This window comes from Ruminococcus sp. XPD3002 (assembly GCA_900119535.1).
Taxonomy (GTDB): Bacteria; Bacillota; Clostridia; order Oscillospirales; family Ruminococcaceae; genus Ruminococcus; species Ruminococcus flavefaciens_H.
The window spans coordinates 123,136-138,437 of sequence record FPJT01000010.1; the positions used below are offsets into that span (position 1 = coordinate 123,136).

Consider the following 15,302-nt stretch of genomic DNA (forward strand, 5'->3'; position numbering starts at 1 on the left):
AGGAGATAATTATGGAATTGACCGTATACAGACAGTCCTCTAAAACACGCCCCGACGGCACTGTGGTCTATAAGGGCGAGGACGCTCTGCCCTATGTTGACGGACAGCTTATCATGGCTGCCGACGGACTCGGCGGAGCTGCCGCTATCAGGCATCAGAAAATCGCTCCCGAGCTTTTCAGCGAGGACAAGCTTCTTGATACCCTTTTCAACGGCGTTTATAACGACTATAATAACGATATTCTCGTAAAATACGTTACCGATTCCTTTTTCGAGCTGTTTGCCGTTAAGGACTGCTATACGGATAACGTCAACAATATAAAAAAGAGCGGATATTTCGCTTCTCGTATCGTAACTGCGATACTTCTCCACGATTTCCTTACAAATCCCGTTTTCAAGCCTGAGGTGTTCTTCGATGCCCTTGCAAAAGAGGAAAATGAGGACGAAAGGAAAAAGGCTCTCGGCCGTCTCGGAGACTACTTCTCGGATAAGATACGTTCCGACCTTCGCAGTATAGCGAAGAATGCAAACCTCGTCTATGAGTCATCATACTCGGGACTTGCCCTTCTCGGAACTACGCTCTGCGCTGCTTACTACCACGAGCTCAAGGACGCTGTTGAGGCTATTTACATCACCGCAGGCGATTCGCGCCCCTATGTATGGAACGTTACGGACGGTCTTTCGCAGATAGTTGCCGATGAGGAAGGCGACGACGGAGGTATGACCAACTACATAAAAGCCAACGATGACGAGTCTTTCCGCATAAACTGCCGTTATATGCGCTTCAATAAGCCTTGTGTACTCTTCTGCGCTTCGGACGGATGCTTCGATTCGGGCTATTTCATCGCTCCTATGGCTTTCGAGAAGCTTCTCCTTGAAACTGCCTGCAAGTGCGTATCCGAGGAGGAAATGGGCAAGCAGCTCACAGAGTTCTTCACGGAGTACGGCAGACACGACGACAGCAGTACCATTGCAATGAAATTCTTCGGCTACAGGGACTTCTCCGCATTCCGCAATGAAGCACAGAAGCGCCTTGATGTCATAAAGAAAGAGTATATCTCAAAGATGCCCGACCTTCTGGAGAATGACTATATCAGCGATTCGGAAAAGTCTCCCGATGAGAAAAAGAAGATGTATGCTGAGATAAAGGAGTCTCTTAACGGCAGCAAGGCAGTTCAGAATTTCTGCTGCACAGCGGTAAGAGACAGCGTTTTAGCAGATATGCAGGACAGCGATGAGCTGAAAGCTGCAAAGGAAGCTGCTGAAAAGGCAGTCGCTCCCCTTGCGGACGAGATACGCAGGAATTACGCCGAGTACCTTATGCGCGCTCCCGAGGGCAGCGGTTTCGATACAAAGTCCGCAGAACAGGTGGCTGAAATGGGCGAGGGCTGCCGTGTGCAGTTTGAAAGCTACATCAAGCAGCTTGAACAGCATAAGAACAGCGTCGGCGAGACTGCAAAACAGCTCAATTCCCTTATCGAGCAGATAAGCGGTATCGGAGTTCCCGACAGCATCGACGATTACAGGGCAGTGACTTTCAGCGAGCTGAAATCCTGCGAGGCGTCTATGAACAGCACTCTCGATTTCCTTGTAAGTCTCAAAGAAGGCAGCAATATCAGCATAAACAATATGCTTAAGCGCAAGGACGAGTATCTCCGTCAGAACCGTAAACTTGCGGAAAAGAGCGAGAATCAGCTTGACCGTCTCTGTGAACTGGTCATAGACGGGACTGTTCCTGCATCGAAGGAAGCTTCCGCTATGGTCAAGGCTGTAAAGGATTCAAGAGAGAAGGTAAAGGAGCTTTCTGACAAGTCAGCTGCCGAAGCAGTTGCAAAGGCTGCCGCTGAATACTGGAATTCAAACGGCGCCGCTATAGTTGAAAAGGCTGCAAACGGCAATATTACCGGGATCCCAGAGGATGTGGCTGCTGAGATAAATGCTGCTCTTGAAGCTGCCGCAAGTGAGGACAGCGAAACAGCAGAAAAGGCTAAGCTCCAGAGAGAGCTCTTCGGAAAATACAATAAGAACTATTCAAAGTATATGAGAGGTGACGAATAATGATGTTCCACGGCTATGACCTTGTAAGTGATTGGAAGAACAGTCAGTGCGGACAGACAGCAGTTGCTACGAAGCGAGGAAAGAAGTACTTTCTTAAGAAGTATCAGACTCCTGTTGCACCGCTGAATAACGGCACTCTCGATGCTAAGACGTTCGCTCACAATCAGGAGCTTTTCAATAAATTCGTCGCTACAAGAAAAGGCGTAAACACAACTATCCGCACTATCGCAGGCGCAGGCGGCAATATAGTCATACCCTGCGATGAGTTCATAGAGGGCAATCAGTACGTTGAAGCCGCTGAATTCGTGGACGGCGCTATCAGTGACGACGAGACAGAGGCAGTTCTTGCAAGTCTTTCCACAGACGTAAAGAAGCTCCTTATGCAGACCGCCGCAGGCGCATTGTTCAGCGTACACAGCAAGGGCATCATCCACAGCGACCTTAAGCTGAAAAACGTCCTCCTTGTACGCAACAAGACAGGCAACTATGTTGCAAAGCTCATCGACTTCGACAGCAGCTACTTCGTTGACGATAAGCCCGATGAGATTGTCGGAACTATAGATTACTACTCCCCTGAGCTTGGCGAATACGCCGATTCAGAGGACGAACGCGAGGAGATCGCTAAGAAGATAACCGAAAAATCGGACATATTCTCACTGGGACTCATTTTCCACTATTACCTTGCAGGCGCACTTCCCGAAGCGGTTTCACTTACCGAAAAACTGGAAAAGCGCAAGGCTAAGGGTAAAGTCGTATACTGCTGGATAATGCTCAACAGCGGATGCGAGCTTAAGATAAGTCCCGAGATAAAGAGCCACAAGTATGCTTCACTCATACGTGATATGCTCAACAAGGATCCCGAGGCAAGACCTACAGCTTCAGAGGTCCTTAAGCGCCTTCGTGAGGCTGAACCCGTTATAGAAGAGCCGTGGCCCGAACATTCCCTCATTCTCGACAGGGAAGCTATGAAGACCGCAGGCGTATGCGGCATGAAGAAGGTCAATACCGACGGAAAGCACTCCTACGAGCTGCTCTACGGCGACGGCAGGACAGTTCCCGCTGAAAAGGACGATATAATCAGCCTCGGTTTCATGGAGTTCACTGCTCCTGTAGGCTTCTGCGAGCCCTGGGCGGAGCATGATCTGGTATTCGATACGGAAAAACTCAATCACCGCGGATTCGTTTCGGGCGAACAGAAGGAAATGGGCGGTATCAAGGGTTATCAGCTCTACAGAGCGGACTCTAATTCCATGTTTTTCAAGCCTGAGATGCTCATTGCTATGAAGTACGCAGTACCGTCGGATCATCCCGATGCAGAGCGCTTCAGAAGTGCAGCAGGTGCAGCTTCTCCCGCACCTGCACCAAAGCCTGTTTCAGCTCCCGCACCTGAGCCTGTATCTGCTCCGACTCCTGCTGCCGCTCCTGCACCTGCCGCTGAAACAACAGCAGCTCCCGAACCCGAAATGGCTTCGGTACCTTCAGGCATCTGCGAACCGTGGGAAGATCACAAAATAGTCTTCAACGAGGAAGGCATCAGAGCGAAAGGCTTCGTAAGCTGCGAGAGAACTACTCTCGGCGGCGTGAACGGTTATAATTTCTACACTGCTGACGGAAACAGCAGGTTCATCCGTCAGGAAATGGCTGTAATACAGAAGCTTGCTTCAAAAACGGCTGACTGATACTACAGGGAGGTATTCAAATGAGCTGGGTTTGTCCCATGTGTTCAACTTCAAATGAGGACAGCAGTGAGAACTGCATGGTCTGTGATGCTCCCAAGCCCGAAAAAATGACAGTGGAGGGACGTTCCCTTCTACCTGAGGACGAGTATAAGATAGGTCTGCTTTCATTCCAGTCCGATGACTTCGTAAGCGCCTTCAACAGCTTCACCTATGCCGCAGATGCGGAATATCCTCCTGCGGAAAACGAGCTGGGACGCTGTTATTACCTGGGAAAAGGCACGGATAAAAATATACCTGCGGCTTTCTACTGGTTCTCGAAGGCTGCCGAGCACGACGATCCTGCGGGACTCTATAACCTCGGCTGCTGTTATTACTACGGTAACGGTACTCCGAAGAATTATACCTCAGCAGTGAGATATCTCCAGCAGGCTTCCGACAAGGGACACACTGCCGCTAAGCTGGAACTCGGAAACTGCTATTTCTACGGCAGAGGAGTTACCGAAAACCCGACTACTGCTTTCCGCTATTTCAAGGAGGCTGCGGATAAGGGAAGTCCTGCGGCTATGTACAATACAGGTTATTGCTACGAGACGGGAAAAGGTACGTCAAAGAGCCATGCAATGGCTTTCAGGTACTATAATCTCTCGGCTAACAAGAACTACTCATCGGCTATAAACGCCATCGGAAACTGTTATTTCTTCGGCAGAGGTACGGATAAGAACCCCGATAAGGCGATGTCCTTCTATAGGAAGGCTGCTGAAAGGGGATTTGCTCCTGCGATGTACAATTTAGGCTTCTGCCTTGAAAAGGGCATAGGAAGTCTTCCGAATATAACTGCGGCAAAAAGCTGGTATAAACGTGCGGCGGACGGCGGAAATGAGAGCGCAAAAAAAGCGGTAAAGCGTCTGTCGTAAAAGACGCAATGTCCGCTGATATCAATATAAAAGTTACGCCCCGAAACGGTTATCGTTTGGGGCGTTTTGCTTTGGTATCATTGTTCTGAATAAAGATACTATATATTTATGGTTCTTTCCAGAAACCACCCTTGTGAAAATTAATGTTTCCCAGCGGAGTTGCTGTCAGTCTGAAAACAACACAGCCGTCCGGACAGACGATAGTTTTAGTGTATTTGCTGTCTCCGCCTAGATTTTCAAGATCACCGCCGCTTCTGACGGCTTCCATTAACGGAAACAGCATCATCATGGCTTTGGAGCAGATACCGTATCCATCCTTATTAACAGGACATCCGTATGTACATGTGTATTTGTCACCGATCTCTTCTCCGTTACGGCAGTATCTTTCTGTATGGTCTCTGCGAAGAAAACCTGTTACTTCAATACTGAATTCATATTCTTCATCATACCATTTTTTCATGATCAAATTCCTCCATATAATGATCTATGTCAGCTTTACGGTTTTAATTATCAAGACATTGCTTATATTATATCTGCCTGCAAAAATCCGCTATCTCAGCTTCTCTGTCTTTTACCGACTCTTTGAATTCCACGGAACATAACCCAAGCCTGCCACAGCACTCTATTTCTAAGTGACCGTAAAAATGCTCGATGCTGCCTGTGACCTTTTCGCATTCTTTCATACTTGGTCCCGTCCGCAATGCTATCGCATACCCTTTTTTACCGGGACTGATACAGGCGTGAGGTTCGTGGGTGTTGCACCATGGAGTGCATCTGTCGATAAACGCCTTGAATTGTCCGGGGATATCTGCCCAATAAGAGGGAGACACAGAAACGATGACATCCGCCCATTCAAATTCACTCATCAGCAGGTCGACTTCGTCATGCTGTACGCATTGAGCGGTCGTATGACAGCTTCGGCAGCCTTTGCAGAATCCGAAACCGTAGTCATCGATACAGACTGTTTTTGTGCTGTATTTCGGGGATAATTGTTCCGAGACCAGTCTTACTATTTCTGCCGTAGCTCCTGTTCTTACGGGACTACAATTAATAACAAGTGCGTTCATTTTATACCTCCTCAGTGTTAAAAGAAAAGCCATAGTGTTTCCGAATGGATATCAGAAATGCTATGGCTTTAAAAATCTTTGTAAGCAGTACCTTAAGTACGCTTTTTATTATAATCTGCTCTTTTCGTCCTCGATCATCTTAAGAAGGTCATCAACTGACATCTTTGACGGAGTCTTTTTCAGTTCGAGGCTCTCAGACTTGCTGAGAATATCTGAAATATCAGGTGAACTGCTCTTTCTCGGAGCTGCCGACGGTGCAGCGGACTGACTTCTCAGAGGAGTTGTCTTAGGGATATCGTCTCTTGACATCTCTGCAAGCTGTGACTTGGAAAGGATGCCTGTGTTATCGGCAACTGCATCAACGGGTGACATCGGGTTGCCTGTAACGCTTGTGGTCTTGATGTTGAATGTACCTGTACGCTCTGCCTCGGCAGTTTTTCTCAGCATCTCCTCGCGGAGAGCGTCTGCCATAGGAGCTGTAGAGGACTGTCCTCCCATGTTTCTTGCTGCGAATGCGGACTCGGCTGAGCTTGAAGTTCCGGGAGCTGCAAATGAAGTGGTGTTGCCCATTCCTGCGCGCTGTGCCTTGAACTGCATCGTGCGCTCTTTTTCCTTCTGGTAAGGAGAATCGGGGTTGACCTTCTTCTGGCTGAAGTTCTCGGCAATTGACATCTTCTTGCGCTCGAGTTCGTTATTGGCTGCTGCCTCTGCAGCAGGATCGTAAAGAGGAGCAGTGTTTGTATGAACAGGCTGCTGCTCGTCGTATTCGTAGAAATCGAAGTTTCCTCCGTCTGCCTCGTCGGAGTTTCTTGAAGAAGCTATCTTTGCGATGAGGAAGATAACGAGGAGGATACACGGGATAAGGAGAAGTGCGATTATGCCCTTGCCGCTTGTGGCAAAGCTGATGAACTGTCCGAGCTCGAGGCTCTGTGGATAGCCTGTGCAGACCGCAGAGATCTTATCCTTTGTTATCGAATCGCTGTTATCCTCGTGAGCTGAATCACGGGTGTAGTATCTTTCGCTTCCGTCATCAGATGTGATTATGGAGCTGATGCTTCTTACGCAGAGCTCATCGGGCTTATCTGCGGGATAGCAAAGAACGATATCGTCCACGGCGAGAGTTACATCAGCGGCATCCTTTGCGAGGATAGCGGCGCCGTTTACAAGGCGATCGCCGATAGCGTTATTCTCTTCGCTGACGATGAAGATCTGTCTTCCGAGAAGTTTCGGGGAACTGCTTTTTGAAAAAGCAATATTCAGCGCCACTGAAATAATTATCAGGACGATGCATATAATAGTTATGATCAGTTTAAGTACTGAGAATCCTTTCTTTTTTTCCATTCTTTCAAGCTCCTTTACATTTGTTTTTTCTTTGATAATTCTACACATTTTGTCTTTTTTCATCGGATTATGACGAACCGTGAAAAACGTCTGTAAACTTATTATACCACACATTTATAAAGATTTCAAATGTTTTTGAAAATTTTATATAATTTTATTTTTTTATCAAATCGTTGTGTTTTTGCATATTTTTTGTAATCGACTTATTAGACAAAGTTAGGCGTTGCTACTTGTATGGTTTGGATAATGTGCACAAATAAATTAAGGCTTATTAGAGCTACATGCACGTTTTTTCGTTTGGTTTTCAGCAATATAGATATTCGGTTGAGAAATATTTGTTGAAATATACAGTTGACAACTTTTCATTAAACGTGATAGAATATTATATATACTTTTTGTAATTACGCTGTGGATTTTCGGCTACTCTCCGTATTGCAAATAAGTATGAAAATATACAGAAAGTAAATTAGCCGCAGTGCGGCGGATAGGAGAATAAAATGGCTAATAAAAAGGCAAACCCTCTGATGGAAAAAATCAAACAGGATTTTCCGAAGAAGTTACAGGCTCTTTACAGCGTGTCTCCCGAGGAAGCCTCAGATAAGCAGGTCTATCAGGTACTCTCTTCCATAATCGTGGATATCCTTGGTGCAAAAAGACAAAGCTTCGTTAACCACACTCACTCTGTCGGCGGCAAGCAGGTATACTACCTTTCAATGGAGTTCCTGATGGGACGTTCACTGAAAACAAGTCTTTATAACCTTGAGCTTGCGGACGATGTACGCAAATTCCTCAAGGACTATACTATAAATCTCGACATGGTATTCGAGCACGAGCCTGATGCAGGTCTCGGAAACGGCGGTCTCGGACGTCTTGCCGCATGTTACCTTGACGGTCTTGCTACTACAGGCTATCCTGCAATGGGTTATTCCATTTGCTATGAGTACGGTATCTTCCAGCAGAAGCTTGAGGACGGCTGGCAGACCGAGCTCCCCGATAACTGGCTCCCCGGCGGAAGCGTATGGCTCGTACCAAAGCCCGAGCTTTCACTTGAAGTACACTTCGAGGGAGACCTTCAGGAGTACTGGGACAAACAGTATCACCACATCTCACTCGTAAACTATAATACTGTCGTTGCAACTCCTTACGACCTCTATGTATCGGGTTACGGCGGCGAGGGAGTATCAACTCTCCGTCTCTGGTCCGCAAAGGCTCCCGGATTCGATATGAACATGTTCAACAAGGGCGATTATGCAAGCGCTCTTGCTCAGAACTCTATAGCAAATGCTATCTCAAAGATACTCTATCCTAACGATAACCACCTTGAAGGCAAGAGCCTCCGTCTGCGTCAGCAGTACTTCCTCTGTGCTGCATCTATCGGCGATATCGTAAACAACCACATGATGGTCTACGGAACTCTCGAAAACCTTGCAGACAAGGTAGCTATCCATATCAATGACACCCACCCGACTCTCGCTATCCCCGAGCTCATGCGTATACTTCTTGACGACTGCGGCTACAGCTGGGATAAGGCTTGGAGCATAGTTACAAAGACCTTCGCTTACACTAACCACACTGTTATGGCAGAGGCTCTCGAAAAATGGGATGTCAACCTCATGAAGCACATCGTTCCGAGAATCTTCTCTATCATCGTTGAAATAAACAACCGCTACTGCCAGTCACTTATGGAAAAGAACGGCTATGACAGTGCAAAGACCACACGCATGTCCATAATCAAGGACAATACAGTTCACATGGCTACGCTCTGCGTTGCGGCTTCACACAGCGTAAACGGCGTATCAAAGCTCCATTCCGAGATAATCAAGCAGTCTGTATTCCACGATGAGTATGAGAATACTCCAGAGAAGTTCAAGAACGTTACCAACGGTATCGCATACAGACGCTGGCTGTATCAGTCCAATCCCGGACTTACAAATCTCCTTAAGGACACTATCGGTCCGAAGTTCATCAAGGACGGCGCTGAGCTGGAAAATTTCAGAAAGTTTGCTGACGATGAGGAAGTTCTCAACAGACTTATGGATGTCAAGAAGGAGAACAAGGAGTTCTTCGCTAAGCATGTAAAGAACTCCACAAGCGTGATACTCAACACGGACAGCATTTTCGATGTTCAGGTAAAGCGTCTCCACGAATACAAGAGACAGCACCTTAACGTTATGAATATACTCACGGATTACGCTTATCTTATGAATAATCCCGATGCTCCGTTCACTCCAAAGACCTATATTTTCGCTGCTAAGGCTGCTCCAGGTTACTACCTTGCAAAGCAGATAATCAAGCTGATATGGGCTATATCCGAGGAGATAAGAAAGAATCCGCGCATCAGCCAGAAGCTTCAGGTGGTATTCCTTGAGAACTACTGCGTATCGCTTTCAGAGGTTCTCATGCCTGCCGCTGATATATCCGAGCAGATATCCCTTGCTGGTACAGAGGCTTCGGGTACAGGCAACATGAAGCTCATGCTCAACGGCGCTATCACACTCGGTACTCTCGACGGCGCAAACATCGAGATCAAGGAAGCCTGCGGCGACGATAATATAGTCATCTTCGGCATGACAACTCCCGAGGTCAACGACCTTAAGGGCAGAGGCTATGATCCGCAGTACTATTTCAACAATGACGGCAGGATCCATGAGGCTATCGAGCGCATGTATCACGGTATAAACGGATGCACCTTCAACGATGTTGCTGATTCGCTCAGAACCCGTGATCCGTATATGGTGCTTGCCGACTATGACAGCTACAGAAACGCTCAGAACTATATTACAGAATGTTACAATGACAAGCTGAAATGGGCTAAGATGTCTCTTAACAACATCGCAGGCGCAGGTATATTCTCGGCTGACCGTGCTGTTACCGAGTACGCAGAGAACATCTGGAATCTTTAATAATACAACGATCAAAAGAGGGGACGCCTTGTGGGGCGTTCCCTTTGTGGTAACACAACCGCTTTGCTGAATATCAAAATAAGGAGTGTTTTTCATGAGACCTATATATGATACATGGCATATTGAATATAAGTCTATTTTCGGTGCGGTCCGCAAGAACGAGACCTGCCGCTTCTCAATAAGGCTCCCGAAGGATGTCTGTCCCGACTATCCGCCTGTACTTGTTCTCTTCAGAACAGGCTTCAAGGAGCGCTTCATACCTATGCACGTTTCCGCCGAGGAGGAGGACTGCTTCGTATATTCCTGCGATTATAACGCAAGATACACCGATGTCCACTACTACTACTTTTCCTATACCTGCGGAGGAATACGCTATTACATCAAGCGTATCAATGCGCATCAGGGTGCGGTACAGGACGGTGAACTTTTCCAGCTGACTGTATATGCCGATGACTATTTCACTCCCGATTTCCTTAAGGGCGGAGTCATGTACCAGATATTCCCCGACCGCTTCTGCAGGAGCGGAAAGCCTCACGATAATATCCCTGCCGGACGAGTTATCCGCGAGGACTGGGACGGTACACCCTGGTATAAGCCCGACCATAACGGTCATGTCTGGAACAACGATTACTTCGGCGGCGATATAGCAGGTATCATATCAAAGCTCGATTACCTTGAAAAGCTCGGTGTTACCTGTATTTATCTCAACCCGATATTTGAAGCCCACGAGAACCACCGCTATAATACAGCAGATTACATGAAGGTGGATCCTCTTCTCGGTACCAATGAGGACTTTAAACAGCTCTGCGAAGAGGCAAAAAAGCGCGGCATGTACGTTCTTCTGGACGGAGTTTTCTCCCATACAGGTTCAGACAGCATCTACTTCAACAAGAACGGACGCTATCCCGAGGTCGGCGCTTACCAGTCCAAGGACAGCAAATACTACGAATGGTATTCATTCATCAACTATCCGAATGAATATGAGGCATGGTGGGGAATCGACACTCTTCCGAACGTTATCGAGACCAACGAAAGCTATACCGAGTTCATATGCGGCGAGGAGGGAGTTCTCCACTACTGGCTGGGACTTGGCGCAGCGGGATTCCGTCTGGACGTTGCGGACGAGCTTCCCGATAAGTTCCTTAACGACCTGAGAAGATCGGTCAAAGGTTTCAACACCGAAAAGCTGATAATCGGCGAGGTATGGGAGGACGCTACCAACAAGGAGAGCTACGGCGTAAAAAGACGCTATCTGCTTGGCGATCAGCTTGATTCCGTCATGAATTACCCCTTCCGTGAAGCTGTCATCAATTTCCTTAAGGGCGGAAGTCAGTCAGACCTTATCGACGGCATCATGACTATCCTTGAACACTACCCCAGACCTTCACGAAACGTACTTATGAACTTCGTTTCAACTCATGATATAGAACGTGCCATAAACTGTCTTGGCGGCGAATCATGCGAGGGCAAGAGCAAGGACTGGATGGCAGAGCGTATGCTCGATGAGGAACAGTACAAGAAGGGCAAGAACCTGCTGAAAGCCGCTTATGCACTCATATTCTTCCTTCCCGGAGTTCCCTGCATCTACTACGGAGACGAGGCAGGTATGCAGGGCTATAAGGACCCCTTCAACCGCCGCTGTTACCCCTGGGGACACGAGGATCAGGAGCTTATCGAGTATATTTCGGAACTCAGCCGCGTAAGGAAGTCCATACCGAACATGAGATTCGGAAGAGCTTATTTCGTACTCAACGACGAGGAGATAACGGATGACAGACTTGCAGGCTTTACCCGTCAGGGCGATGATATGGATTATATCGTGTTCGTCAACAGGAGCGGAGATAATGTAGTTCTTGAAAATGTAAGCAGGATACTCTACAGATTTACAGATTTTGCTCCTGCCTATGGACATTTTGCAGATGACAGACTTACCGTAAGTCCATATGGCTATACGATAATCAAGGCAAGATTCGTCCGATAAATTTCAGTTGGTTTTAAGTTTCGGTTAAGATTATTTTAAGATTGGCTCTATATAATAAAAGTGGATTAAGTAATCCCCCAATTCCCCTTCTATATTTATTTCATTTTCGGCTATGCTTCCCCAGCATAGCTTTTTACTTTTTATCCGTAAAATCAAAAAGTCCGTCAGACCGCTCTGTTCCGAGAGTCTGACGGGCTTTGTTATCTTTCATAGGTCGCAAGGATGCGCATTGCCACCTCGCGGCGTGTCTGACGTGTATTCATTGCCTGCTTTTCGATATATTTGTGAGCCTGAGGCTCGGTGAACTTAAGATACTTCATAAGTGTGGATTTTGCACGGTTTATCAGTCTCATCTCGTCTATTTTCGAGAGAAGCTCCTCGTTCTCTTTTTTCAGTCCGAGCATACGTGAACGGTTGGCTGTTACCAGCTTTACGGTACGTGTGAAGAGCTGACGGTCCAGCGGTTTGGGAACTACGGTTATTCCCGAATCCGATACACGGTCCGCAATATCCTCTGCTATATCGTTTAGACAGACGAGTATTATGCCTGCGGAGGTATTGTCCGCCGCCATTTCAGCAAGCTCCTGACCGAATTCATCGGGCAGAGGCGTACTTATTACGATGATATCGGGTTCGGTCTCGCTTTTTATTATGCGCCGCGCTTCACTGCAGCTCGATATAACGGATATCTTTCCGAATCCCTCGTTCCTCAGTACCTGTTCGATGCAGGATGTGGTATCGGACTGGTGTGCGACTATCATAGCTTTATTCATAACTATCTACGTCCCCGTCAGATGTATTTGAAGTATTTAGTGTATTCAAATACTTCCTTGTCCTTTGCAAGTCTGTATTCCTGAAGCTGGCTCTCGATCAGTGCATATGCGCCGTTTCTGATGCTCTCGGGAAGAGTTTTCCTTACAAATTCGCTTTCCTTTGCTATTTCAAGCGCTTCGTCAAGTGTGTGGGGCAGCGGATCAAATCCCGAAGGTGCACCGTCCGTTTTCATGGTCGAACCCATAAGTGATGAATCCCCAGAACGGATACCCTCGATGCCTGCGGCGAGAATGAGCTTGAAGGCGATATATGGATTGCAGCAGGCGTCCGCAGAGCGAAGCTCGATGTGCGGAGCTGTTCCTGCGGCAGCAGGTATGCGTATAAGCTGAGAACGGTTCTCATAGGACCAGTTTACGTACTTGGGAGCATATCCTATCCCGAGACGTTCGTAGGAGTTGATAGTGGTATTCAGAAATGCGGTTATCTCCCTTATACGGTTGAGAACTCCCGAAATAAAGCACTTTCCCTCTTCGGACATGGTATCTGTGCTGCTTCCGAAGATGTATTCGCCGTTCTTTTTCAGGCTGAGAAGTATGCTGAGCGCACTTCCGTGCTCGTTCTGAAGAGGCTTTGGCATGAACGAAGCGAAAAGTCCGTTCTGTGCGGCAATGGATTTAACTACGGTCTTATAGTGTACCATATCGTCCGCAGCTGTAACAGGTTCGTTTTCACGGAACTCTATCTCGTTCTGTCCGGGACCGTGCTTGTGACATGAGCTTTTCGGACTGAGTCCCATTTCTTCGAGAGAGAGACATATCTCACGGCGGGCGTTCTCGCACTTGTCGAGAGGTGCAACATCCAGATATCCGCCGTTGTCATGTGGAGTTTTTGTGGGTTCGCCGTTTTCATCCAGTTCAAAGAGGTAAAATTCGCATTTAGTACCCATTTCACAGGAATAGCCGTCCAGTCTAAGCGAATTCATGTAGTTTATGAGGTCGCTTCGCATATCTCCTGCGTAGTCAGAACCGTCCGTGTTTTTGAGACTGCAGAAGAAACGTACTACTCTTCCGGATTTCGGCCTCCACGGAAGTACGGAAAGAGTCGATATATCAGGGAAAAGCAGCAGATCAGAGCAGCTGCTGTCAAAGTATGAAGCATCAAAGGGTATGCCGTCCGTAAATGCACGCTGAAGCTCGTTCGGCATGATCGCTACGTTTTTCAGACTGCCCGACATGTCGCAGAATGTCAGACGTATGAACTTTACGTCATTCTCTTCGACAAAATTCAGTATCTCCTTTGGAGTAAAGCTCATGGGTAAAACCTCCGTATCATAACATCTGCTGAATATTATACCACTTCTCTGCGAAAAAGTAAATAGGAACGGGGAGAAAATAAAAAGCATACTGCATTATAAAAAACGCAGTATGCTTCTATATGTGGTATTATAAAGACTCAATTTTATTTTTATATCTTTTGGGAGCATAAACGATAGTATATTCATCATTTTGAATAATGGAGATACTCCCTGCTAACCATGCGCTATATTTGTTTTCATATACGTAGTAGATAGTTCCGTTTTTTATTTGCTTGATTCGCTTGGGATCTTTTGAATTCAAGAATATATTATCAAGCTTAGTTATTAATTCTGGAGAAGTATCTTCTATTTTAAATGAATAACTTTTAGCAGAATTTGAACAAAAATATGTCATTGGAACAACATAAACAAGTATTGCTAAAATTAAAAAAGGTATGAATTTCATACTGAATAAATCTTTATCTTTGTGTATTGCAATTAGTCCAATAACAAATGCAATTAATCCAATGGCAGAAAAATGCAACAAATACCTATAAAAAACTTTCATTATGCTCATCTCCCAAAAATTAATATAATAATATTAAACTGGTGTGCAGCATCCTACATATGCTCCGCACAATGCACCCGTACTTAATATGTGCCAACAGTCTTTACCAGTTAAATCGCCGCCTTTTGCAATCGCAGCTCCAGCCAAAACAATTGCTCCGCCGGTAAAACCGAAAATACCTCCAACTATGCCGCCAACGACTCCACCAGCGTATATTTCTTCTATTTCATTATTGTTTAATTCAACAAAATAATTATTCATATTACATTCTCCTTCCAATTAATTAAAACAGCCAGTCACAAAGGTGATAAATTCCATATCCTGCAGCAGTACCAACGAGTATGCCGACAGCTGTGCCAGCAGGTCCTGCAGCTGATCCAATTGTACCTCCAATATATCCGCCTACTTTTCCGCCTATTCCTGCACCAGCGGCAACACATAAGCATTCGCCTAATGAACCACCGTTAACATCACACATATCCATTGCTGAAAGCTCAACAAAACCGTTTGTCATTACGTTTTCCATTGTAAATTCCTCCTGAATTTTTTTAATATTGTTTTTTAATGTATTTATATCAAAGCCATTCCATACTACGCGCGCTTGAAGGTTAGGCTGAGATACCTTAGAAAAGGAATTTCTGAGGTGTTTTCTTTCTTTGTGCTCACCTCATGATTCTATTATAGCATGATGCAAAAAAAACACAATAGTTTTCCGTTAAACGGT

The 15,302-nt window shown here is 46.3% G+C and carries 13 protein-coding genes; 5 read left to right on the plus strand and 8 right to left on the minus strand.

Going from position 1 to position 15,302, the window contains the following annotated elements; genetic code table 11:
• The first annotated feature begins 11 nt into the window (after positions 1-11).
• Genes BT127_RS10615 through BT127_RS10625 form a run of 3 tightly spaced genes read left to right on the plus strand, consistent with a single transcriptional unit; the run spans position 12 to position 4,650 of the window.
• Positions 12-2,057, plus strand: a complete 2,046-nt coding sequence (locus tag BT127_RS10615) for a hypothetical protein (RefSeq protein ID WP_075424971.1) — start codon at positions 12-14, stop codon at positions 2,055-2,057.
• Entirely contained in the window at positions 2,057-3,736 is a 1,680-nt protein-coding gene (locus BT127_RS10620) for a protein kinase domain-containing protein (protein WP_075424972.1), read from the plus strand. Before BT127_RS10615 ends, BT127_RS10620 begins: the two co-directional genes overlap by 1 nt.
• Before the next feature lie 20 nt (positions 3,737-3,756).
• Positions 3,757-4,650: a tetratricopeptide repeat protein gene (locus tag BT127_RS10625; RefSeq protein WP_075424973.1), complete on the plus strand. Its 894-nt coding sequence runs from the start codon at positions 3,757-3,759 to the stop codon at positions 4,648-4,650.
• Between the two features lie 106 nt (positions 4,651-4,756).
• Here the strand turns inward: BT127_RS10625 and BT127_RS10630 are convergent, their stop codons facing one another.
• The 3 genes from BT127_RS10630 to BT127_RS10640 form a co-directional block, all read right to left on the minus strand.
• The gene (locus tag BT127_RS10630) at positions 4,757-5,110 is read right to left on the minus strand and encodes a TIGR04076 family protein (RefSeq protein WP_075424974.1); all 354 of its coding nucleotides are present in this window, start codon (positions 5,108-5,110) and stop codon (positions 4,757-4,759) included.
• A 67-nt stretch (positions 5,111-5,177) separates the two neighbouring features.
• Positions 5,178-5,717 (minus strand): flavodoxin family protein, encoded by a 540-nt coding sequence (locus tag BT127_RS10635; protein ID WP_075424975.1) that lies wholly within the window; start codon positions 5,715-5,717, stop codon positions 5,178-5,180.
• 108 nt (positions 5,718-5,825) lie between these two features.
• Positions 5,826-7,058, minus strand: coding sequence for a hypothetical protein (locus BT127_RS10640; protein WP_075424976.1), 1,233 nt, complete (start codon positions 7,056-7,058; stop codon positions 5,826-5,828).
• 497 nt (positions 7,059-7,555) lie between these two features.
• On the opposite strand from BT127_RS10640, the gene BT127_RS10645 reads away from it, so the two are divergent.
• Both BT127_RS10645 and BT127_RS10650 read left to right on the plus strand, forming a co-directional pair.
• Positions 7,556-9,961, plus strand: coding sequence for a glycogen/starch/alpha-glucan phosphorylase (locus BT127_RS10645; protein WP_075424977.1), 2,406 nt, complete (start codon positions 7,556-7,558; stop codon positions 9,959-9,961).
• Positions 9,962-10,055: 94 nt separating this feature from the next.
• Positions 10,056-11,942: a glycoside hydrolase family 13 protein gene (locus tag BT127_RS10650; protein WP_075424978.1), complete on the plus strand. Its 1,887-nt coding sequence runs from the start codon at positions 10,056-10,058 to the stop codon at positions 11,940-11,942.
• Between the two features lie 200 nt (positions 11,943-12,142).
• On the opposite strand, the gene BT127_RS10655 is transcribed toward BT127_RS10650, so the two are convergent.
• The 5 genes from BT127_RS10655 to BT127_RS10675 all read right to left on the minus strand — a co-directional run bounded on the left by BT127_RS10655 (position 12,143) and on the right by BT127_RS10675 (position 15,104).
• A complete protein-coding gene (locus BT127_RS10655; RefSeq protein ID WP_075424979.1) occupies positions 12,143-12,715 on the minus strand; it encodes an ANTAR domain-containing response regulator in 573 nt (190 codons plus the stop codon).
• 17 nt (positions 12,716-12,732) lie between these two features.
• Positions 12,733-14,028 carry a glutamine synthetase family protein gene (locus tag BT127_RS10660; RefSeq protein ID WP_075424980.1) on the minus strand — a complete coding sequence of 432 codons (1,296 nt, stop codon included), beginning with the start codon at positions 14,026-14,028 and terminating at the stop codon, positions 12,733-12,735.
• 130 nt (positions 14,029-14,158) lie between these two features.
• The gene (locus BT127_RS10665) at positions 14,159-14,578 is read right to left on the minus strand and encodes a hypothetical protein (protein WP_075424981.1); all 420 of its coding nucleotides are present in this window, start codon (positions 14,576-14,578) and stop codon (positions 14,159-14,161) included.
• A 33-nt stretch (positions 14,579-14,611) separates the two neighbouring features.
• The gene (locus BT127_RS10670) at positions 14,612-14,839 is read right to left on the minus strand and encodes a hypothetical protein (RefSeq protein ID WP_075424982.1); all 228 of its coding nucleotides are present in this window, start codon (positions 14,837-14,839) and stop codon (positions 14,612-14,614) included.
• A 22-nt stretch (positions 14,840-14,861) separates the two neighbouring features.
• Positions 14,862-15,104 carry a hypothetical protein gene (locus BT127_RS10675; protein ID WP_075424983.1) on the minus strand — a complete coding sequence of 81 codons (243 nt, stop codon included), beginning with the start codon at positions 15,102-15,104 and terminating at the stop codon, positions 14,862-14,864.
• Positions 15,105-15,302: the final 198 nt, after the last annotated feature.